The 22,478-nt window shown below is 66.3% G+C and carries 17 protein-coding genes; 9 read left to right on the top strand and 8 right to left on the bottom strand.

The features are described from left to right. Positions 1–21 precede the first annotated feature (21 nt). The 3 genes from cydD to AC3IT0_RS08455 are packed head-to-tail and all read right to left on the bottom strand — an operon-like array spanning position 22 to position 6,159. Positions 22–3,489, bottom strand: coding sequence for a thiol reductant ABC exporter subunit CydD (gene cydD, locus AC3IT0_RS08465; protein WP_489323283.1), 3,468 nt, complete (start codon positions 3,487–3,489; stop codon positions 22–24). Positions 3,490–3,494: 5 nt separating this feature from the next. Continuing rightward, entirely contained in the window at positions 3,495–4,544 is a 1,050-nt protein-coding gene (gene cydB, locus AC3IT0_RS08460; RefSeq protein ID WP_489323282.1) for a cytochrome d ubiquinol oxidase subunit II, read from the bottom strand. A gap of 22 nt (positions 4,545–4,566) precedes the next feature. After that, on the bottom strand, positions 4,567–6,159 hold the full coding sequence (locus AC3IT0_RS08455; RefSeq protein ID WP_489323281.1) for a cytochrome ubiquinol oxidase subunit I: 1,593 nt from the start codon (positions 6,157–6,159) through the stop codon (positions 4,567–4,569). A gap of 261 nt (positions 6,160–6,420) precedes the next feature. On the opposite strand from AC3IT0_RS08455, the gene AC3IT0_RS08450 reads away from it, so the two are divergent. Together AC3IT0_RS08450 and AC3IT0_RS08445 are read left to right on the top strand one after the other, a co-directional pair. Next, positions 6,421–6,807: a BlaI/MecI/CopY family transcriptional regulator gene (locus tag AC3IT0_RS08450; RefSeq protein ID WP_489323280.1), complete on the top strand. Its 387-nt coding sequence runs from the start codon at positions 6,421–6,423 to the stop codon at positions 6,805–6,807. Between the two features lie 6 nt (positions 6,808–6,813). After that, positions 6,814–7,839 carry a M56 family metallopeptidase gene (locus AC3IT0_RS08445; RefSeq protein ID WP_489323279.1) on the top strand — a complete coding sequence of 342 codons (1,026 nt, stop codon included), beginning with the start codon at positions 6,814–6,816 and terminating at the stop codon, positions 7,837–7,839. A gap of 148 nt (positions 7,840–7,987) precedes the next feature. On the opposite strand, the gene AC3IT0_RS08440 is transcribed toward AC3IT0_RS08445, so the two are convergent. Next, positions 7,988–10,096, bottom strand: a complete 2,109-nt coding sequence (locus AC3IT0_RS08440) for a DNA gyrase/topoisomerase IV subunit B (RefSeq protein WP_489323278.1) — start codon at positions 10,094–10,096, stop codon at positions 7,988–7,990. Positions 10,097–10,353: 257 nt separating this feature from the next. Here AC3IT0_RS08440 and AC3IT0_RS08435 point away from each other — a divergent pair, with 257 nt between their 5' ends. Next, positions 10,354–10,575: a DUF7455 domain-containing protein gene (locus tag AC3IT0_RS08435; protein WP_160670061.1), complete on the top strand. Its 222-nt coding sequence runs from the start codon at positions 10,354–10,356 to the stop codon at positions 10,573–10,575. 175 nt (positions 10,576–10,750) lie between these two features. Here the strand turns inward: AC3IT0_RS08435 and AC3IT0_RS08430 are convergent, their stop codons facing one another. From AC3IT0_RS08430 to AC3IT0_RS08415, 4 genes are all read right to left on the bottom strand, one after another. After that, entirely contained in the window at positions 10,751–12,049 is a 1,299-nt protein-coding gene (locus tag AC3IT0_RS08430; RefSeq protein WP_489323277.1) for an RNA polymerase sigma factor, read from the bottom strand. A 264-nt stretch (positions 12,050–12,313) separates the two neighbouring features. Further along, positions 12,314–13,576 (bottom strand): DUF4192 domain-containing protein, encoded by a 1,263-nt coding sequence (locus AC3IT0_RS08425; RefSeq protein ID WP_489323276.1) that lies wholly within the window; start codon positions 13,574–13,576, stop codon positions 12,314–12,316. A gap of 93 nt (positions 13,577–13,669) precedes the next feature. Next, entirely contained in the window at positions 13,670–15,019 is a 1,350-nt protein-coding gene (locus AC3IT0_RS08420; protein ID WP_489323275.1) for an MFS transporter, read from the bottom strand. A 70-nt stretch (positions 15,020–15,089) separates the two neighbouring features. Beyond that, positions 15,090–16,028, bottom strand: coding sequence for a proteasome assembly chaperone family protein (locus AC3IT0_RS08415; RefSeq protein WP_489323274.1), 939 nt, complete (start codon positions 16,026–16,028; stop codon positions 15,090–15,092). Positions 16,029–16,052: 24 nt separating this feature from the next. Here AC3IT0_RS08415 and AC3IT0_RS08410 point away from each other — a divergent pair, with 24 nt between their 5' ends. The 6 genes from AC3IT0_RS08410 (at position 16,053) to AC3IT0_RS08385 (ending at position 22,455) form a co-directional block, all read left to right on the top strand. Next, entirely contained in the window at positions 16,053–16,277 is a 225-nt protein-coding gene (locus AC3IT0_RS08410; protein WP_489323273.1) for a hypothetical protein, read from the top strand. An 11-nt stretch (positions 16,278–16,288) separates the two neighbouring features. Next, the gene (locus AC3IT0_RS08405) at positions 16,289–17,815 is read left to right on the top strand and encodes a leucyl aminopeptidase (RefSeq protein ID WP_489323272.1); all 1,527 of its coding nucleotides are present in this window, start codon (positions 16,289–16,291) and stop codon (positions 17,813–17,815) included. 282 nt (positions 17,816–18,097) lie between these two features. After that, positions 18,098–19,480 (top strand): dihydrolipoyl dehydrogenase, encoded by a 1,383-nt coding sequence (lpdA, locus tag AC3IT0_RS08400; RefSeq protein ID WP_489323271.1) that lies wholly within the window; start codon positions 18,098–18,100, stop codon positions 19,478–19,480. A 123-nt stretch (positions 19,481–19,603) separates the two neighbouring features. Next, on the top strand, positions 19,604–21,313 hold the full coding sequence (gene sucB, locus AC3IT0_RS08395) for a 2-oxoglutarate dehydrogenase, E2 component, dihydrolipoamide succinyltransferase (protein WP_489323270.1): 1,710 nt from the start codon (positions 19,604–19,606) through the stop codon (positions 21,311–21,313). Positions 21,314–21,475: 162 nt separating this feature from the next. Then, the gene (locus tag AC3IT0_RS08390; protein ID WP_489323269.1) at positions 21,476–21,826 is read left to right on the top strand and encodes a hypothetical protein; all 351 of its coding nucleotides are present in this window, start codon (positions 21,476–21,478) and stop codon (positions 21,824–21,826) included. Positions 21,827–22,026: 200 nt separating this feature from the next. After that, positions 22,027–22,455, top strand: a complete 429-nt coding sequence (locus AC3IT0_RS08385) for an OsmC family protein (RefSeq protein ID WP_489323268.1) — start codon at positions 22,027–22,029, stop codon at positions 22,453–22,455. Positions 22,456–22,478 lie beyond the last annotated feature (23 nt).

Below are 22,478 nucleotides of genomic sequence, written 5' to 3'. Positions count from 1 at the left end.
GCTGAATTCAGGCTGCCGGACTCAACCCACCAGCGAGGCAGCCGCGCCCGTCCGGGAAACTGCCGAGAGCTCCAGCCGGGCGTCATCCGGCCGGATGTCCGCCGGATTGTGGGTCACCATAACCACTGTGCGGTCCTTCAGGCCGGCACGGAGATCTGCCAGCATTTCCCGTCCCGCCTGCGCGTCCAGATGGGCCGTGGGCTCGTCGAGCAGAATGACCTCGGCCCCCGTCAGCAGGGTCCGCGCCACGGCCAGCCGTTGCCGCTCGCCGCCGCTGAGGAAGGAACCACCCGGCCCGATCCGGGTATCTAGTCCGGCCGGCAGCCGCGACACCAAGGCGCTGAGGCCGACGGCGGCCAACGCCGCTCCCAGCCGGGCGTCACCGTCAACGTCGCCGCGGACAGGTGACACACCCGGCAGCGCCTCCGCTGTGGGGACGCCCAGCATCAGGTTGCCCCGCAGCGTCGAGTCGAACAGGTGTGCCTCCTGCGGGCACCAGGCCGCCGTCCCGGTGACCGTTGCCCGGCCGGTGGCGGCGGGCAGGAATCCCAGCAGGACGGCGAGCAACGTGGATTTCCCCACACCTGACGGTCCGGTGACCGCCAGCCAGGTGCCTGGTCCGGCCGTTGCGGAGACCGCGGAGAACACCGGTTCTCCGCCGGGCCACGCCGCTCCGACGCTTTCCAGTTCAACGCCCGCGGCTGCGCCGGAACGGGCGGGGACAATGTGCAGGCCGTCGCCGTGCCCGGCTTCAGTGGCATCGCCGTCCAGCACGCCTGACTCCGCGACCCGGCGCATAACGCTGCGGAGCGCCGGGTACTGGCGCACCGCCGTCGTCATCGCTGCATACGGTTCCCCCAGCGCCAGCTGCAGCAGGACAACAACCGCGGCGGTTGCGGGCTCCATGGTTCCTGCCAGCACCTGCGGTGCGGTCAGCACGGCAGCAGCCACAGCAGCCGTGCCGCAGGCTGCGACGGTCATGGCTTGGCCGAGGCCTTCGGCCCAGGCGGACCGCTGCGATGCCCGGGTGGCCAAGCGGTCCTCGACCCGCAACGCGTCCAGGACGGTGCCCGCGATGCCGTTCGCGTGCAGCTCGGCCCTGGCATCCAGCGCAGCGGACGTGCGGCGCAGGACGCCTGCCCGCAGGCTCTGTTCCGCTGTGGCCGAGCGGCGGTCCCCCCACAGGGCGGCGGCCGGCGCCACGAACAGGCTGAGCGCTGCTGCCAAGGCAACCGCCGGCAGCGCGGCAGGGGCCACCAGCGCGGTTGCCGCGAGCGCTGAACCGGCCACGGCCAGCGCCGTGACGGGCGGCAGCACAACCCGCGGCAGCAGGTCGCGGACGGTGTCGACGTCGTCAATCACCGTGCCCAGGACGTTGCCTCCCTGCAGGAGCCGCCGGAGTGAGAGTGCCTTGCGGCTCAATGATTCCCAGAGCCGGCCGCGCAGGCGGGTGAGGGCCCCGAAGACGGCGTCGTGCAGCAGGAGCCGTTCCCAGTAGCGCAGGACGGCGCGCCCGATCCCGAAGAACCTCACGCCGACGATGGCAGTGAGCAGGTACAGGATAGGCGGCTGTTCGCTGGCCCTGATGATGAGCCAGCCGGAGAGTCCGGACAGTGCCACGGCGAAAATGGCGGCAAAAGTGCCCACCACCGCGGCACCGGTGAACCGGCCGGCCACCGGTGACAGCAGGCCGGCCAGGAGGCGGGCCGTCCCGCTTGGTCTGGGGTGCGTGGCCGCGGAGTTCTGCGCCTTCGCCGGACGGGGCCCGGCAGTTTCCGGGGCATGCTCTTGCTCCACGGCGGCCACGGTCCCGGCGCCGGTTCGAGTCGTCGCTGAGGGGTCAGTCGGCGCTGTGATGCCCTGGACCGATACGGGCACCACGTGGTCGGCCAGCTCGCGGGTCTGCTGGTCGTGGGCCACCAGGATAACGGTGACCTGGCCGCGAAGCGCACGGATCGAGTCCTGCACCAGCACCGCCGACACCGCGTCAAGGTGTGCGGTGGGCTCGTCGAGAAGCAGAACGGTGGCCCCCGACCTGATGCGTGCCAGGCCGCGGGCCAGCGCAACGCGCCGCAGCTCGCCCGGGCTCAGTTCGGCCGGATGGTGGCCGGCGAGGTGCCCGGCCGCCGCTGCGGCGAGGCAATCCTTTGCCGCCTCGGCTGCGGCCGGAGTGTCACGGCCCATTCCGCCGCCAAGGTACAGCAGGACTTCGTCGAGCACGGAGTCCGCCACCATGACCGGATGCTGCGGAACCCAGGCGATTGCATCGCGGTCCAGTCCGGAGAGGCTGCCGGACACCGTGGTTCCGCCGCCGTCCCCGACGGTCCCGGCCAGCACGCCCAGGACAGTGCTTTTGCCGGCGCCGCTGGGGCCGTCCAGGGCGGTGATCAGCCCGTGCGGGGCGGTGAAGGTTAAGGGCCCGACGGCGGGGGCGGACCGTCCGGAGTACGTGACGCTGAGGCCGGTGACCGTCACTCCCCCGGGCCCGGGCACGGAACCCCGGCTGCCGTCGTCGTCCGCGGCAGCTTCGCTTTCCTGTGTTGGCAGCGGCCGCGGCTCGGGCGCGTCAGTGATTTTCCTGGTCTCGGCCAGGGCCGCCCGGCCGTCATCACTGGCATGGTGGGCGGTGCCCAGTTCGCGCAGTGGCAGGTAGCAGTCCGGCGCCAGGATCAGCGCCAGGAGGCCGGCCTCGAGCGGCATGTCGCCGTGCACCAGGCGGACGCCGATGAACACGGCTACCACCGCTACGGAAATCGTGGCGATCAGTTCCAGCGCCAGTGCGGACAGGAACGCGGTGCGCAGCGTCCCCATGGTCCGGGCGCGGTATTCCTCCGAGATCTCCTCGAGGGCCTTGCGCTGCGCGGTGGCACGGCCCAGGCCCACCAGGACGGGCAGGCCCTTGGCCAGCTCCAGCATGTGCGCGGACAGCCGGGTCAGGGTTTCCTGGGCCTCGCGGACATGGTCCTCGGTGTAGCGGCCAATCAGCACCATGAACAGCGGGACGAGTGGAACCGTCAGGACAATCACCACCGCGCTGACCCAGTCGGTGAACAGGATCCGTGCCCCGAGCAGCAGCGGGATCGCGGCACAGTTCACCAGCGCGGGTAGGAACTGCGTGTAGTAGCTGTCCAGCGCGTCCAGCCCTCGCGTGCCCAGTACGGCCAGCCCGCCATCGGCCGGGCCGGTGCTGCGTGCACCGTTCCGCAGGGCCCGGGCCAGCAGTTCCGCGCGGAGTTCCTCCTTGATGCCCAGCGCGGCGCGGCGCGCGGCGATGCCCTGGGCCCAGACGGTGACGGACCTCAGGACAACTCCCGCCAGGCCCCACGGCAGTTGCTCGGGCCAGGACCCGTTTCCGGTGGCCAGCCCCGCGAGCATGGCGGCCACGGCCTGCCCCATCAGGACCAGTGACAGCGCCTTCAGTGCTGCCAGCAGGCCAAGCCAGTAGATGGCGGAGCGGGTGGCCGGTCCGGCCGGAAAGTCTGGGCGCACGCGGGTCAGCCCTTCGTGGTGAAGGCCCTGACGGCAATGGCCGGCAGGAAGCTGTGGGCCGCGGGGATGTGGGACGCGCTGACCCGACGCCGGAACACCCAGTAGGTCCACGCCTGGTAGGTGACCACGAGGGGCAGTCCAACGGCGGCGACCACGCTCATAAGCCCCAGTGTGTAATCGGACGACGACGCGTTGGCAACGGTGAGGTCAAACGCCGGATCCAGGGTGGAGGGAAGCACCACCGGGAACACCGCTCCGAAGATTGACGCGCTGCCGAGGAGGAGGAAGACCCCCATCGCCATAAACGCCCGGCCTTCGGACCCCCGCCGCGCCAGGAACCATGCCGCTGCCGCGGCCACCACGGCCACGATCACGGCCGCCCACGTCCACGGCTTGCCTTCCAGGAACTGGATGATGAGTGCCCAGCCCGCAAGGGGCAGCAGCAGGACCGGAAGCAGCCGGACGAACCAGCGGCGCGCGCGGTGGCGCACGTCGCCGTCGGTCTTCAACGCGAGAAACGCCAGCGCGTGCAGCAGGGAGAACCCCACCACGGCCAGCCCGCCCAGCACGGCGTAGCCGCTGAACCAGGCGAACGCACCGCCTTCGCGGTCACCGTTCGCGTTCAGCGGCAAGCCCGTGGTGGTCAAGGCCAGGGCGGCGCCGACGCCGAACGCGGCAAAGAAGGACCCCAGGGCAATGGCCCAGTCCCACCGGGCACGCCAGCCATCGGCGTCCACCTTGCCGCGGTATTCGAACGCCACGGCGCGGAAGATCAGGGCCACCAGCACCACCAGGAGCGGGAGGTAGAGGGCGGAAAACAGCGAGGCGTACCAGAGCGGGAACGCCGCAAACGTTGCGGCACCCGCCGTGATCAGCCAGACCTCGTTGCCGTCCCAGACCGGGCCGACGGTGTTCAGCAGGACCCGGCGTTCGGTGTTGTTCCGCGCGAACAGCGTCATCAGCATTCCGACGCCGAGGTCAAAGCCTTCAAGGAAGAGGTAACCGGTCCACAGCACCGCGATGACGATGAACCAGATGGTGGGCAGGAGTTCCATGCTTGAGTATCCTCTGCTCTTCTTAGTAGGCGAATGCCAGAACGTCGTCGGCGGGCTTGCCATTGCCCGGGCCCTTGTTGGCGTCCTCGTTGTCGTCGGCCGGGGTGTGGGCAAGTTCCGGCATCGCGGACACCACACCGCCGCGGATGTACTTGACCAGGAGCCTGACCTCAACCACAAGCAGGGCGGCGTAGACGGCGGTGAGGACGATCAGAGATGTCAGCACTTCGCCGGCGGAGACTCCCGGGGAGACGGCCGCCGCGGTGAACATAAACACCTGGTCGATGCCGTTCAGGTCCGGGTTGGGGGCCACCACAAACGGCTGCCGGCCCATCTCGGTGAAGATCCAGCCGGCGGCGTTGGCGCCGAAGGGGGCAAGGATGCCGAACACAGCCAGGCGCATCAGCCACGGGGATGCAGGCACGGTGCCCTTCCGCGTTACCCAGAGCGCGATGAGCGCGGCCAGCGCCGCAAGCCCGCCGAAGCCGATCATCATCCGGAAGCCCCAGTAGGTGACTTCCATAACCGGGACGTATTCGATCTCCTGGCCGGCCCGCTCACCGTAGATCGGGCTGTCCGGGAGGTGGGTTCCGTAGTCGGCCTTGTACTGGTCCAGGAGTCCGTTGACGCCCCTGACCTCCGTGGTGAAGTCGCCATTGGCCAAGAAAGAGAGGATGCCCGGAACCTCGATCAGGGCAACAATCTCATCGCAGTTCTTGGAGCCAAGGTTCCCGACGCTCAGTACGGAGAACCCGGTGCCGTCATGGCAGGCGCCCTCGGCAGCGGCCATCTTCATGGGTTGCTGCTCAAACATCAGTTTGCCCTGCAGGTCGCCGGTCAGGGCGGTGCCGGCGAACGAGATCATGGCCACGACGGCACCGATCCGCAACGAGCGGATCCACACTTTGTAATCGGTCCGGTCCCGGCCGGGGATGGCCGCTTCGCCGGGAATGACTTTCCCGTCAGCACCGACGGTATCGATGCCGTCCGTGCGCCTGCGCCACAGGTGGTACCAGGCGATGCCCAGCAGGAAGCCACCGGCAACGGCCAGCGCCCCCATCAGGGTGTGCGGAAAGGCCACCAGCGCGGTGTTGTTGGTGAACACAGCCCAGGCGTCCGTCATCACCGGCCGGCCGTCTATAATTTCCGCGCCCACCGGATGCTGCATCCAGCTGTTGGCGACGATGATGAAGTAGGCGGAGAACACCGATCCCACCACGGCCACCCAGAGGCAGGCCAGGTGGATGCCCGGCTTCAGCTGCTTCCAGCCGAAGATCCACAGGCCCAGGAACGTGGACTCAACGAAGAAGGCCAGCAGCGACTCCAGGGCCAGCGGCGCTCCGAACACGTCTCCGACGAAGCGGCTGTACTCGCTCCAGGCCATGCCGAACTGGAACTCCTGCACAATCCCGGTGGCCACGCCCATGATGAAGTTGATCAGGAAGAGCTTGCCCCAGAACTTGGTCATCCGGAGGTATTCCACTTTGCCGGTGCGGTGCCAGAGCGTCTGCATCACGGCCACCACCAGGCCCAGTCCTATGGTGAGGGGCACCATCATGAAGTGGTAGACGGTAGTTATGCCGAATTGCCAGCGTGCGATTTCCAGAGCTTCCACAGCAGTCCCTCGGGTTGGCGGTTCAACTCTTCTACGATTCGTAGAACTTTGACTTCTACAGAGTGTAGAACAATGCGACAGGCACTGTAAACCAACAGTTCCACTTGGAAGTGGCTCCCACAAGGCCACGGCGCGCCGAGTGTTCTACCGTACGTAGAAACTCAGGCGGAAAACAGGTAAATTTATTTATGTATCTGTAGCGCTTAGTGCAGTCACCGCGGCCGTCACGGCCCGGTGCGGGGAATCGAAGGATGTATTGCAATGGCAAGTCTTGGCGAACTGGAACGGGCAGTGATGGATCTGCTCTGGGCGGGCCACGGGGCAGCCACCGCGAATACACTGCGCGACAGACTGGCAACAACCACCGAGGCAAACGGGGATGCTGCCGGGCATGAGGGCAAGGAGCTTGCCGTCACAACGGTCCTGACCGTCCTCTCACGTCTTGAGAAGAAGGGCCTTGTTGAGCGGGAACGCGGTATGCGGCCGCACCGCTACCAGGCCGTTTCCAGCAGGGAAGACCACACTGCCGAGCTGATGCATGAAGTGCTGGGCTCAGCGCCTGACCGTGAGGCCGTGCTGGCACGGTTCATCGGCTCTGTGACGGACAGTGAAGCGGAAACACTGCGCAAGCTGCTTGGCCACATCTAGCGGACCATGTTCTGGACCTCGTACCTGCTGGCGGTCCTCGCGATAGTCCTGGCGTGGCCAGTGCCTATCTTGCTTTCGCGTGCCTCCTGGCCTGCCCGGTCTCCGTTCACGGCCATGCTGCTGTGGCAGGCCATAGCACTGGCGGGCGGCCTGTCCATGATCGGCGCCATGCTGGTCTACGGGCTCGAACCGATCGGGGACAACCTCATCTCCGGGCTTCGCGGGCTGGCGGACATGGTTCTTTTCAACGCGCCCACCACGGCATTGGGCTTCTGGCATCTGTTCGCCCTGTCCGCGGCGGCGCTGCTCACCGCCCACCTGGTCTTCACCCTCTTGCTGACGTACTACAAGATCGAACGGCAGCGGCGCCGGCACCGGGAACTCCTGGCCCTGCTGGCCGCCCCGTCCGCCGATGCTGCCCGCACGGTGGTTATCAGCCACGATTCACCTGTTGCCTATTGCCTGCCGGGCGGGGCCCGCTCCGTCACGGTACTCTCGGACGGCTTGATGGCCGCCCTGGAGCCGGCTGAACTTCGGGCCGTCCTGAGCCACGAGAATGCCCACCTCAACCAGCGCCACCATCTCCTGCTTTGGGCCTTTGCCGCGTGGCGCCAGGCGCTCCCCTGGCTGCCCACCACCCGACTCGCGCAGGAGGCGGTGAACTCGCTCATCGAAATGCTGGCGGACGACGTCGCGCTGAAGACGGAAAGCAAGGCCACGCTCATCAAGGCGATCGCCATTGTTGCCAGCGGACCCGGCGGAGGTATGGCTCCGGGTACGGGGGCGGGTCTGACTGGAAGCATTTCGGCCGCCGGCGTGCCGTCCGCGCACCCCAGCTTTGCCCTGGACGGGCTTGAGGCGCCCGCCGGCTCCGTCTCAGGTTCCGCCCGGACCACTATTTCCCGGGTCAGCCGGCTGCTGTCCCCAGAGCCGCAACTGCCTGCCGCCGCCCGCGGGATGGTGCTTGCCGGCTCCGCCCTGCTCCTGGCCGTGCCCACCGCCCTGCTGATTGTGCCGGGCCTGCTGGGCTGACGGGCGGCCCATCGATTGCTCCGTAAGCGCCGTTTTGACCGCCCAAAAGGGCACTGGGCCCACGCCGGCAGGGTTCCCTTGCCGAGCTTGCGAGGTAAGGGAGCCGGTGGGGAGCAATCGATGGAACAGGGCTGGTCCTGCCCGGCCGTCAGGCGTCGATCCGCTCCCGGTCCAGGCTGGAGGCGCCGGCGATGATGAAGTCTTTGCGGGGGGCAACATCGGATCCCATCAGCAGGTCGAACGTGTCCTCCGCATGCTTGGCGTTCTCGATCCCCACCTTGCGCAGCGTCCGGTGCCGCGGATCCATGGTGGTCTCGGCAAGCTGTCCGGCGTCCATCTCGCCCAGGCCCTTGTACCGCTGGATCGGTTCCTTGTAGCGCTTGCCTTCCTTGGCCAGCCGGGCCAGGAGCACGTGGAGTTCCGCCTCCGAGTACGTGTAGATCATCTCGTTGGCCTTCTGCCCGGCATTGATGACCTCCACCCGGTGCAGCGGCGGCACGGCGGCATAGACCCGTCCCGCGTCGATCATCGGGCGCATGTACCGGAAGAACAGTGTCAGCAGCAAGGTCCGGATGTGGGCGCCGTCGACGTCGGCGTCGGTCATGAGAATGACTTTGCCGTACCGGGCCGCGTTGATGTCGAAGCTGCGTCCGGATCCCGCACCCACCACCTGGATCAGCGCAGCGCACTCAGCGTTGGACAGCATGTCCCCTACGGAGGCCTTTTGCACGTTCAGAATCTTGCCGCGGATGGGCAGCAGCGCCTGGAAGTCCGAGGACCGCGCCAGCTTGGCGGTTCCCAGCGCGGAGTCGCCTTCAACGATGAACAGTTCGGAACGGTCGACGTCGTCCGTCCGGCAGTCGGCGAGCTTGGTGGGCATGGACGAGGTTTCCAGAGCATTCTTGCGCCGCTGCGTTTCCTTGTGCACCCGCGCGGAGATCCGCGACTTCATCTCGCTGACGATTTTTTCCAGGAGCAGCGCGGAGTGGGCTTTGTCGTTCCGGTTGGCTGAATTCAGCTTCGCGGTAATCTCCTTCTCCACCACCCTCGAGACGATGGCGCGGACGGCGGAGGTGCCCAGGATCTCCTTCGTCTGGCCCTCAAACTGCGGCTCGGCCAACCGGACCGTCAGGACCGCGGTCAGGCCGGCGAAGATGTCATCCTTTTCGATTTTGTCGTTGCCGGCCTTGAGCTTGCGGGCATTGGCCTCCACTGCTTTCCGGAACGTCTTCACCAGCGCCTGCTCGAAGCCTGACTGGTGGGTTCCGCCTTTGGGCGTGGCGATGATGTTGACGAAGCTGCGGACGGTGCTGTCATAACCGATGCCCCACCGGAGGGCCACGTCCACTTCGCAGTCACGCTCAACCTCGGCGAGCTGGCTGTGGCCGCGCTCGTCGAGTACCGGCACGGTTTCCTTGAACTTGCCGGAACCGTGCAGCCGCCAGACGTCGGTGACGGCGGGATCGGCGGCGAGGAATTCGACGAACTCGGACAGGCCGCCGTCGTGGTGGAACACCTCTTCGTGGCCGGCTGCCTCACCGGGGGTACCGGCCAGCCTGCGCTCATCGCGGACGGTGAGCTTGAGACCCGGCACCAGGAAGGAGGTCTGCCGGGCCCGTGCGGCCAGTTCGTCGTAGGAGAACTTGGCGTCCGGCGTGAAGATCTGGCGGTCCGCCCAGTAGCGGATGCGGGTTCCGGTCACACCACGCTTCGCCTTGCCCACCACGTCCAGTACCGAGCCGTCCACAAACGGCGCGAACACAGCCGACGGGTCCAGCTTGGATCCCTGATCCTGGAAGCGCCCCGGCTCGCCGCGCCGGAACGACATTTGGTAGGTCTTGCTGCCGCGGTCCACTTCCACGTCCAGGCGCGCGGACAGGGCGTTCACCACGGAGGCGCCCACGCCGTGCAGGCCGCCGGAGGCCGTGTAGGAACCGCCGCCGAACTTGCCGCCCGCATGGAGCTTGGTGAAGACCACCTCGACGCCGGTGAGTCCCGTCTTGGGTTCCACGTCCACGGGGATGCCGCGGCCGTCGTCGTGGATTTCCACCGAGTTGTCAGCGTGCAGGATGATCTTGATGTCGTGCCCGAACCCGGCAAGGGCTTCGTCCACCGAGTTGTCGATGATCTCCCACAGGCAGTGCATCAAGCCGCGCGAATCGGTGGAACCGATGTACATGCCGGGGCGCTTGCGGACGGCTTCGAGGCCCTCCAGGACAGAAAGGTGCCGGGCGGTGTAATCAGAACTTGGTGCCACGGGTTGTGAACTCCTTCAGTGACGGAACAGCTGGCGCTGCGGGCGCTCCATCAAGCCTAGTCGGCGCGGCCCCTGACGGAGGGCTGCCACACTTCCCCGGGGCTGTGGGCGAGGCCACTCGTTATCCTTCCGTGACCGATACCGGGCGGCTTGATCGATTCTTGTGGCTACGCGGACAGCGAACTTGACCCGTCCTTGCGATGGGATTGGTACGAATACTGGTTATATAGACATACAGATCTACTAAGGAGGCCGACATGACAACAGCAGTGGCAGACCGCACACTCAACGCACTGGACCGGTGCGATCGTTGCGGGGCTCAGGCATATGTCCGCGTTGTACTCGAGTCCTCCGGCGGTGAGTTGCTGTTCTGCGGCCACCACGCCCGTGCCATCGAGGCTACGCTGAGGCCGTTGAGTTCCGACTGGCACGATGAGACGGGCAGGCTTCACGAGAAGGCTCCCGTAGCCGTCGACTGACCAGGCGCACCACAACCTGACACATCAAGAAGAGGACCTCTCCAGCCGGAGGGGTCCTCTTCTTTGCCTTAAGGCCAAACAATGTAGCCGGAGACAGAAAAGCGCGGGTCCCCTGCACTCCCATCGATCCGAAGTTGATGGGAGTGCAGGGGACCCGCGCTGCCTGAGTCCTGATCTAGTCCAGGTAGTCCCGCAGTACCTGCGACCGTGACGGGTGGCGGAGCTTGGACATAGTCTTGGATTCGATCTGGCGGATGCGCTCACGCGTCACACCGTAGACCTTGCCGATTTCGTCTAAAGTCTTCGGCTGGCCGTCGGTCAGGCCGAAGCGCATGGCCACCACGCCGGCTTCGCGCTCGGACAGGGTGTCCAGGACGGAGTGCAGCTGTTCCTGCAGGAGCGTGAAGCTCACGGCATCGGCCGGGACCACGGCCTCGGAGTCCTCGATGAGGTCGCCGAACTCGGAGTCGCCGTCTTCACCCAGCGGGGTGTGCAGGGAGATCGGTTCGCGGCCGTACTTCTGGACCTCCACGACCTTCTCAGGAGTCATGTCCAGTTCGAGGGCCAGCTCTTCGGGCGTGGGTTCGCGGCCCAGGTCCTGGAGCATCTGGCGCTGCACGCGGGCCAGCTTGTTGATGACTTCAACCATGTGCACCGGGATGCGGATGGTGCGGGCCTGGTCTGCCATGGCGCGGGTAATGGCCTGGCGGATCCACCACGTAGCGTACGTGGAGAACTTGAAGCCCTTGGTGTAGTCGAACTTCTCGACGGCGCGGATCAGGCCCAGGTTGCCTTCCTGGATGAGGTCCAGGAACAGCATGCCGCGGCCGGTGTAGCGCTTGGCCAGTGAGACCACCAGGCGGAGGTTGGCTTCGAGCAGGTGGTTTTTGGCACGCTTGCCGTCGTGGATAACGAACTCAAGTTCACGCTTGAACTTGGGGTCCATCGAGCCGTCGTCGGCGTTGATTTTCTCTTCGGCGAAGAGTCCGGCTTCGATCCGGAGTGCCAGGTCAACTTCCTGCTCGGCGTTGAGCAGCGCAACCTTACCGATCTGCTTGAGGTAGTCCTTGACGGGGTCAGCCGTGGCGCCGGCCGACATCACCTGCTGGACAGGGGCGTCATCGTCGTCGGCATCCGAGTAGACGAAGCCCTTGCCCGTGGCTGCCGATGCGGCCTTGGCGGCGTGGATCTCGCTGTCATCGGGGATGTTGATGTCGTCGAGGTCCTCCTCAACGTCCTCATCTTCGTCCGATGCGCCGCGCGCGGACTTTCCGGCTGCTTCGGCAGCGGCTTTGGCGCCGGGCTTGGGCCCGCGCTTCTTGGGCTCAGGCTTGCCATCCAAACCGGCTTCACCGGCGGCGGCTTTGTTGGCTGCCCGCGTCGCTGCTCGCTTGGCGTTCGTTGCAGCCTGCTTCGCCTCAGGGGACAAATCGTCCTGGGCGGCGGGTTCCTTCTTCGCGGAAGACGGGGTCACAGAAAACCTTTCTAGCGGCGGTCTGTGGAATCACCATACGGGCAACACCACTATGACCCTGTCAAGTCCGTGATGAATATCAGGTGCAACCACGGCCGGCAGAGTCTACAAGTAGAACTGACGGGGCGGCCGTAATGTTCCCGACCGGGCTTCATTACATGCACTTGATCCACGGACCCAACCGGGTCTCGGCAACCATTGTCTCACGGTTTTCCCAAACCCGACCTCAAGGCTGCCCCCATTCCCGGGGCCAGGGCATTCCGGTCAGGCCGCATCCGGTTCGAATTTCCGCCAGGCGGCGTCCTTCCGTGCAGCCCAGCCGCAGAGCGTGCCGCGCCGCACCAACTCAAGCATGAGTTCCGCGAGCCGGTAGCCCTGTTCCTCGTCCAGGGCGCGGCCAAGGTAAGCGGCCGCGTAGGATCCCCGACCCCTGCACCACGCGATCCATCCACGCCCGGTCAGCGAGGCTGCACCGGCCTGGCCACCGCACACCGACAGCTGTTCGAGGACTGCGTCCAGGCTGTTAAGCCGGTGCCAGTCAGGAACCGCCGGGTCCAGCCCCAACAGGACTTCGCCATATCCCGGAATGCCCGCCATGCTGTGAGTACCGGGTCCGGTAGCAACCCGTCCGGCTGGCTCCCCGTCCGGCAGTCCGGCTCCCGACGCTGGAAGTCCGGAAGGTGCGGGCCCCGGGAGTGCGGGCCCCACCGGAGCCAGGATGCAGCCGGCATCGAAGATGCCGAACATCTCTGCACCCGCCAAGGCAGCCGCCTGACCGGCGGCGGCCATCACCAGCACGGCGTCACGCCAGGCAGGGATCCGGAGCGACGCGCGAAGGAAAGCAACGTCATTGACCGGCAGCGCCTGACCAGGCACGTTGGCCAGCAGGGCCTCCCACTGGATCATCAGGTGGCCGAACTGCTCCCGGCTCCCCCGGCGCCGGTCCAGCTGTGCGGCCCAGGTTGCCTCAGAGGCAAGGACGGCTGCCCGGTCCTCGCCGGAAAGCATGGGCGGAGGATGCGCCCCTTCCTCCGGCGCGGGCCCGACGCTGCTGCCGCGGAAGATCATCTCGGCATTAAGCATGCTGTCCCGGATCGCCTGAACAGAACGGCCAGGTGCTGGGCAGCAGGAAGCGTCGGTGCAAAAAGCATCACGCCAGAAGGCGTCACCGACATACCAGGCGTCCTTGACCGGCATCCCCGCGGCCCCAAGGACCGTCTGCAGGGCGTCCAGGAGACCGCGGTAGGTTCCAGGTGGTTCCATCCAGCCGTCGTTGGTGAAGCAGGCCAGCAGGGCGGCATCGGCGTTCTGGTCAGCCTGGAGATAATCGCGCACCGTGCGGGCGTAGCCCCGGGGGTCCGCGAGAGTTTCCGGTCCTGGAAGGTCCAGCCTCAGGGTTGCTCCCAGCCGGTTCCCCTGCAGGGTCATCGCAACCAGGCTGTCTGCCGGCCAGTAGCCCAGGGAATGCGGAATGAACCCGAGGATGTCTTCAGGGCCTCGGACGGTCAGGTGTTCTGGAGGTTTCATGACTCCAGCTTTGGCGCAGCGCCTGCGGGGCTGAAAGCGTCAATTTCCCCAAGTGGATAACAACCCTGGAAACCTGCCTGTGCAGGAAAAGTGTCAGTCTTTGCCCGCGCGGTCGCGCTGGCGCCGCTGTGCCAGGTTCGCCCGCCGCTGCCGCGCCATGGCCCGAAGGAGCGGTGGCACCACAACGCCCTGCGCGGCCATTTGGCGCCGTACTTTGCGCCGGCAGATAAACGTCATGGCGGTGCCAAACCCCAGCAGCAGGAACTGAACGCTGAGTGCGATCCGGAACGGTTCGAGCCCGTACAGGACGCCGTCGGAATAGCCGGCGGCCAGCAGGATGTCCAGCACCAGGCCGATCAGGAAAATAGCCACGAGCGCCGCGATGAAGCCGCCCACATTCACGATGCCCGTTGCGGTGCCGATCCTGTGGGCCGGATTGAACGTCCGCGCGAAATCGAACCCGATCATCGATCCCGGCCCCCCGATGGCCAGGACTACCACCAGGCACGCCAGCAGCCACAGCGGGGAGCGGCCAGGCGTCAGCAGCACCGCGGCCCAGGCCGCGGCCGTGGCGCCGGCGATGAGCAGCACCATGGTTGACCGGCGAAGCGGGTGGCGGGAAACGAACTGCCCGATGAACGGGCCCACGGCCATCGCCGCCGCAACGTACAGGGTCATCAGGCCGGCCACGGTTGCGGAATCCAGGCCCTGCCCCGAGATCAGGAACGGATATCCCCAGGTCATGGCGAAGACGGTGCCGCTGAACTGGATGGTGAAGTGGCTCCACATCCCCAGCCGGGTACCCGGCTGGCGCCAGGCCCGCGCGAGCGAGGCGCCCGTGGCTTTCAGCCCCTGCTGTGCCTTCGGGGCGGGCGCGCCGGGCGGGTGGTCCTTCAACAGCACCAGGACCAGGACCACCGCCAGGCCCGCCATGCCGGCGAGCATCAGGAAGCCGGGGGTCCAGCCGAAGGAATGCAGGACGAAGGCGAAGGGAAGCACACTGAAAAGCTGTCCGAGCTGGCCCGACATGCCCGTCAGCTGGGTCACCAGCGGAACCCGGGCGGGCGCGAACCACAAGGGAATGAGCCGGATCACGGAAATAAAGGTCATGGCGTCCCCGGCGCCCACAAGGATCCGCCCGGCCACACCGCCCGGAATGGTGTCGGCGAAGGCCAGTTGGAGCTGCCCAAGACCCATCAGGACGGCTCCGCCTGCGATCATGATGCGCGAGCCGAACCTGTCCACCAGGAGGCCTACGGGGATCTGCAGTCCTGCGTAGACCAGCAACTGCAGCACGGTGAAGAAGGAGATGGCGGACGCGCCGGCATGGAACCGCTCCGTGGCCTCGAGTCCCACCACCCCGAATGACGTGCGCTGGGAGACGGCCACAAGGTAGGCGAAGATGCCGATGGTCCAGATCAGCCAGGCGCGGGGTGCAGTCACCCCCTCATTATGCCCGGGCAGGTGCCCTGACCGGGGCAGGCGTCTACCAGGCGGACGCCGTGGGGCCGGGCTACGGGTGCGGGTTCTCGCGGGCCAGGTAGGCCTCCACTGCTGCGCCCAGCGCGTCCCCGTTGGGCAGTTCGTCATTTTCATCGGCCAGGAGCGAGCGCCGGACGGTGCCTTCGGCCTTCTCGTCGTACCGCTCTTCCAGCCGCGAGACCACCTGCTGCACATCTTCCGAGGCTGCCACCTGCTCGGCGATCTGGCGGCCAACTTCCCGCCCGGCTTCGCGCAACCGGTCCGCAGGCAACATCAGGGACGTCGCGGCACCGAGGAACTCAAGCCCGGCCACCGCGGCCGGCGGGTATTCCGCCTCAGCAAGGTAGTGCGGAACGTGGATCACGTAGCCGGCAACATTGCGGTCCGCTTCCATGAGCCGCAGCTCCAGGATGTGGCCCACGGCCGCCGGAACGTCGACGGTGGGCTTCCAGACCGAAATACCCTCGATCAATTCCGGACGGTTGCCATGGACGGTCACACCCACAGGGCGCGTGTGCGGCACAGGCATGGGAATGGAGTGGATCCAGGTCACGAGGTTCACGTCCAGTTTTTCCACAATGCCGACGACGGCGCGCGCGAACCGCTCCCATTGAAGGTCAGGTTCAAAACCGGCCAGCAGCAGGAAGGGGCTGCCGAGCCCGTCCGTTAGCTTGTACAGCGCCAGCTTCGGCTGCTGATAGTCCTGCAGATGATCCTCAACGAAGGAGATGTGGGGCCGCCGCGACCGGTAGTCGATTAGCTGGTCGGCGTCGAACACCGCCACAGTCTCGGCGTCGAGCGTGTCCAGGAGCTCCGCATTGATTTGCTGTACAACGTGGCCGGCATCGGCAAAGCCGGTGAAACCCATTACCAGGTTCAGCCCGCGGAGCGCCGGGCTGTGGAACAGCTCGATGTTGCTCGCATAGAGCGCATCGGGGTCCAACAGGGAACCGGAAATCCGTTCAAGCACGGCGTCGTCCTTTCAAGGAGTCGGGTGGATATCTTGTACAACGCGGCCGGGCACCCCGGAATTCCGCCCACCGGTGTGGCGCAGGTCTCAGGAAATTCAGCTGCCGCGGCCCGCAGCGACTACGATCGTGAATGGCCTGCCGGACGGGTTTACCGGCACCCCGGCAACGTCCCGATCGGACGGCCGCCGGATTTCCGTGGCCTAGCGCCTGACATCCATACCAGCGCGAACAGCCTTTTCGAGAATTGAGGACTTACCCCGTGGTCAAGAATACTGAAATCAACCTTAGTACCCTCGCTAAGGATCTGAAGAGGACGCCCAGTGACGCCGTGGTCATCGGCGTGGGACAGGGACCGGACGGCCCCGTCCTGCTTGAAAACCCGCTGACCGCGAAATCGGCTGAAGCCCTGACTGATTCCCTGAAGGTTCTGGGTGTCACCGGCGCCGCTGACCAGATCGTTCGGCTGCCAGGCCTGCCGGAAACGGGTGCTGGCGTTATCGTCCTCGCCGGCGTCGGCAAAGTAGCCCCTGGCCGTCCGCTGACCGAAGAGGCCCTGCGGCGCGCCGCAGGGTCCGCCGTCCGCCAGCTCGGCGGCCTGCCCACCGTTATCCTCGCGCTCCCGACGGCGGGTGTCGCCGATGTCGCGGCGGTCGCCGAGGGTGCCGCCCTGGGAGCCTATTCCTTCACCGAGTACCGGTCCTCCAACGACGGGCTGAAGGAACCGGTCCGCAACGCGGTCATCTACACGGACGTTGCCGCCAACGATGCGCTTCGCTCTGCACTGACGCGGGCAGGGCTCATCGGCAAAGCCGTCAACGCCACGCGGACCCTGGTCAACGAGCCGCCCAGCCACCTGTACCCCGAATCCTTCGCCGAGGCCGCCAAGGAGCTGTCCAAGGGCCTCCCTGTCAAGGTAACGGTCTGGGACGAAAAGCGCCTCGAAAAGGAAGGCTTCGGCGGCATCATGGGCGTAGGCAAGGGGTCCACCCGCCAGCCCCGCCTGGTGAAGGTGGAATACGCCCCCGCAAAGGCCACCGCAAAAATCGCCCTGGTGGGCAAGGGCATCACGTTCGACACCGGCGGAATCTCGATCAAGCCGGCCCTTGGCATGGGCGACATGAAGAGCGACATGGCGGGTGCCGCCGTCGTCCTTAATACTGTGCTGGCGATCGCAGGACTTGGCCTGCCGGTGAAGGCGACCGCCTGGCTCTGCATCGCGGAAAACATGCCCTCCGGTTCCGCCTCACGGCCTGCGGACGTGCTCACCATGTTCGGCGGCAAGACCGTCGAGGTGCTGAACACCGACGCCGAAGGCCGCCTGGTCATGGCAGACGGCATCGTCGCGGCGAGCCGCGAATACCCTGACGCCATCATCGACGTCGCCACCCTCACCGGTGCGCAGCTCATCGCCCTCGGCAACAGGACAGCCGGCGTGATGGGCTCGGACAGCGTCACCGGGCCGCTTAAGGCCGCCGCTGACCGTGCAGGCGAGCTGGTGTGGCCTATGCCGCTCCCTGAGGAGCTGCGCCCGAGCATCGACTCCCAGGTGGCCGACCTCGCCAATATCGGTGAGCGCCACGGCGGCATGATGACCGCGGCTGTTTTCCTGCGCGAGTTTGTGGGCAAGGGCAAGGACGGGGAGCAGATCCCCTGGGCCCACATCGACATCGCCGGCCCGTCCTTTAACAACGGGAGCCCGTACGGCTACACCCACAAGCAGGGCACGGGCTGCACGGTCCGCACCCTGGTGGCATACGTGGAAGACGTCCTGGCGGCTGCCGTCTGACCCCAGGGGAACCCGCCCTCTGCTGTTGAGTTGTCACGCGGCTGCTTGTCCTGCGACCGCAGAACCGGCCGTGACCCGTTGGCCACATGGCCGCGTGACACTCGACACAAGCGCCCCACAAAGGCGGCGCCAAGGTGGAGCATGGATGGGGGGGTTCGCTAAGGTGAACCCCGGTAGTCACAAATGCACGAGAACTTGCCTGCTGGCATAATCACGGCAGTACAAGTTCAAGACCAGATGATGCGCACGATCGCGTCATCGTTCACGCGAGGGAGCGTTTAAGTGGCCGATCAGGCAACTGCGCAAGAATTCGACATCCTGGTACTAGGTGGCGGCAGCGGCGGATACGCCACAGCCCTGCGGGCCGTACAGCTTGGCTTGACCGTTGGTCTGGTTGAGAAGGCAAAACTGGGCGGCACCTGCCTGCACAACGGCTGTATCCCCACCAAGGCCCTGCTGCACTCCGCAGAAGTTGCCGACCACGCCCGCGACGGCGTCAAGTACGGCGTGAACGTGGAGCTCCAGTCCATCGACATGGCCGCCGTGAACGCTTACAAGGACGGCATCGTTGCCGGTAAGTTCAAGGGCCTGCAGGGCCTGATCAAGGGCAAGGGCATCACCGTCATTGAGGGCGAAGGCAAACTCACCGCCCCGGACACCATCACAGTCAACGGCACGGCCTACAAGGGCAAGAACATCGTCCTCGCCACCGGCTCCTACTCCCGCTCCCTTCCGGGCCTCGAAATCGGCGGCCGCGTGATCACCTCTGACGAGGCCCTCACGATGGACTACGTGCCTAAGAGCGTCATCGTCCTGGGCGGCGGCGTCATCGGCGTCGAGTTCGCTTCCGTCTGGAAGTCCTTCGGCGTGGACGTCACCATCGTCGAGGGCCTGCCGTCCCTGGTGCCCAACGAGGACGCCTCGATCATCAAGGTCCTGGAGCGCACCTTCAAGAAGCGCGGCATCAAGTTCAACACCGGCACCTTCTTCCAGGGCGTCGAGCAGAACAACGACGGCGTCAAGGTCACCCTGGTGGACGGCAAGACGTTCGAAGCAGACCTTCTGCTCGTGGCTGTCGGACGCGGACCGTCCACGGCGGGACTCGGGTTCGAAGAAGCCGGAGTCACTGTTGACCGCGGCTTTGTCATCACCAACGAACGCCTCCACACCGGCGTCGGCAACGTCTACGCCGTCGGCGACATCGTTCCCGGCGTGCAGCTGGCACACCGCGGTTTCCAGCAGGGCATCTTCGTCGCCGAAGAAATCGCCGGCCTCAAGCCCGTGGTTGTCGACGACATCAACGTCCCCAAGGTCACCTTCTGCGATCCCGAGATTGCCTCGGTGGGTTACTCCGAGAAGGCCGCCAGGGAGAAGTTCGGCGAGGACAGGGTTGAAAGCACGGAATACAACCTGGCCGGCAACGGCAAGAGCGCCATCCTGGGCACCGGAGGCATCATCAAGTTCGTCCGCGAAAAGGACGGCCCTGTTGTTGGCGTCCACATGATCGGCACCCGCGTCGGCGAGCAGATCGGCGAAGCCCAGCTGATCGTCAATTGGGAAGCCTACCCGGAAGATGTTGCCGGACTCATCCACGCGCACCCGACGCAGAACGAGGCACTCGGCGAGGCCGCCATGGCCCTGGCCGGTCGCCCGCTTCACGGCTAATTACAGCCAGCAGCACCGCAAGACAACAGAGCTTGGTGCACCCGGCGTGACCCGCCGGGTGCACTAAGCTCGAACAAGCCAGCCATCATCCGCACAAAGATCAATAAGGAGAACGGGGACGACATGTCTGAATCCGTTAACTTGCCCGCCCTCGGTGAGAGCGTCACCGAAGGAACCGTCACCCGCTGGCTCAAGCAGGTAGGTGACCGGGTAGAGGTGGACGAACCGCTGCTCGAGGTTTCCACCGACAAAGTAGACACCGAAATCCCCTCTCCGATTGCCGGCATCATCGAGGAAATCCTCGTTGCCGAAGACGAGACCGCCGAAGTAGGCGCTCCCCTGGTCCGCATCGGTGACGGCTCCGGCGGCGGCGCAGCCCCCGAAGCGGCAGCACCGGCCGAAGAAGCCCCCGCCGCACCGGCTGCAGAGGCACCGGCCGAAGAGGCCCCGGCCGCAGGAGCACCCGCTGCGGAAGCACCCGCAGCAGCACCGGCCGCCTCGGACGGCGAAAGCCACGACGTCACCCTCCCGGCACTGGGCGAAAGCGTCACCGAAGGAACAGTCACCCGCTGGCTGAAGGCCGTGGGCGACACCGTTGCAGTGGATGAGCCGCTGCTCGAGGTATCCACCGACAAGGTCGACACCGAAATCCCGTCCCCCGTCGCGGGAACGCTGCAGGAAATCCGGGTCAACGAAGACGAAACCGCCGAGGTTGGCGCCGTCCTCGCCGTCATCGGCTCCGGCGCGGCAGCCCCCGCAGCGCCGGCACCCGCCGCCGCGCCTGCCGCACCGGCGCCTGCCGCACCGGCGCCCGCCGCGGCACCTGCTCCCGTTGCTCCCAAGGCAGAGGCTGCTCCGGCGGCACCTGCTCCCGCTGCAGCACCGGCACCGGCAGCCGAGCCTGCTGCCGGCGGCGAGTCCGGCTACGTGACCCCGCTGGTCCGGAAGCTGGCAAACCAGCACGGCGTGGACGTCGCCTCACTGTCCGGCACCGGCGTTGGTGGGCGCATCCGCAAGCAGGACGTCCTCGCCGCTGCGGAAGCCAAGGCCGCTCCCGCCGCAGTACCGGCCAAGCCGTCTGCCGCTCCGGCCGGTCCGGCTGCCTCTTCCCTGCGCGGCACCACGCAGAAGGCTCCCCGCATCCGCCAGGTCATCGCCCGCCGGATGCGCGAGTCCCTGGAGGTCTCCACGCAGCTCACGCAGGTGCACGAAGTGGACATGACCAAGGTCGCCAAGCTCCGCCTGAAGGCCAAGAACTCGTTCCTGGCCCAGAACGGCGTCAAGCTCACCTTCCTGCCTTTCATCGCCAAGGCCGTGGCCGAGGCGCTCAAGCAGCACCCCAAGCTCAACGCTGCGTACGACGAGGACAAGCAGGAGATCACGTACCACAACGCCGAGCACCTGGCGATCGCAGTGGACACGGACAAGGGTCTCCTGGTTCCGGTCATTTCCGACGCCGGCAACCTGAACCTGGCAGGTCTCGCCGCCAAGATCGCCGATGTTGCCGGCCGCACCCGCGACGGCAAGATCGGCCCGGACGAGCTGTCCGGCGGCACGTTCAGCATCACCAACATCGGTTCGGTTGGGGCCCTGTTCGACACCCCGATCATCAACCAGCCGCAGGTGGGTATCCTGGGCACCGGCGCGATCGTCAAGCGCCCCGTGGTGGTGGCCGATGAGAACGGTGACGACTCGATCGCCATCCGCTCCATGATGTACCTGTCCCTCACGTACGACCACCGCCTGGTGGACGGCGCGGACGCAGGCCGCTTCCTCCAGACCCTGAAGGCCCGCCTTGAAGAAGGCGCCTTCGAGGCCGACCTCGGGCTCTAGCCCCAGGCCAGAACCGCACGACGGCGGTGCACCCGCCGGTGGGAAACCACCGGAAGGCGTGCACCGCCGTCGCGGTTTAAGGCGCAGCGCGGTCTCCGCCGACACACAAATCATGCGGCCGGCCTTACTACATGATGTAGAACGTCTGCGTAGACTGGTCGCATGATTATCGTGTACAACATCGTGGTCTTCCTTCACATCGTCGGCGCCGCCATGATCGTCGGCATCTGGATCGGGAACATGAAAACCCCCACTGTCCACCCCCGGCAGTTCGACGGCGCAGCTCTTCAGCTCATCACCGGCATCGTGCTGATGGGCCTGATCCCGTCCCTGGACATGGACGCGAATTACTTCAAGCTGGGCATCAAGTTCGCGATCGCCCTGGCCGTCGGCGTGCTGGCTTTCATCGGCCGCCGCAAATACAAAAAGGGCGAAGACATCAGCAAGGGCCTGGCCCACGGCGTTGGCGGACTGGCCCTGGCTAACATCGCCATCGCCACGATCTGGAACTGATCACCGGCTGAACCACTCACGACGGCGCCGCTCCCCTTCCCGGGGTGCGGCGCCGTCGTGGTTAATCACAGTTGGCCCACGCGGTCACAATCCACTGAGAGCGGACACTCTGTGCACTGCCGCCGCTCAATCCCTAGGATTGGAACCGGCGGGGCCAGGCAACGGCCGGTCCCGGTTCGAACCGACTTTGAGGAGTGGACATGGCAGCAACACGCACCGCGCACACAGTATGGAACGGCGACCTGATCACGGGGTCGGGTCAGACCACGCTGGACAGCTCCGGCCTGGGCACATTTGAGGTTACCTGGAAGGCACGCACCGAAGCGGCCGAGGGCAAGACCAGCCCGGAGGAACTGATCGCCGCAGCGCACGCGAGCTGCTTCTCGATGGCGTTCAGCAATATGCTCGCCCAGGCCGGCCATGCTCCGGAGGAAGTCAACACCAAGGCCGACGTGACGTTCGTTCCCGGTACCGGCATCACGGGCAGCCACCTGACAATGTCCGCAAAGATTCCCGGCATCTCCGAAGAGGAGTTCCAGCGGATCGCCGGCGAGGCCAAGACCGGCTGCCCGGTCTCCGGCGCGCTGGCCAGCATCGAGATCACCCTGGACGCGACGCTGCAGTCCTGACCCACTAAGCGGCGTCACCGCCG

It is taken from the genome of Pseudarthrobacter sp. KH_020_B (assembly GCF_057840185.1).
The sequence above is the reverse complement of the archived record's forward strand: the minus strand, read 5'-3'. Positions and strand labels throughout refer to the sequence as shown.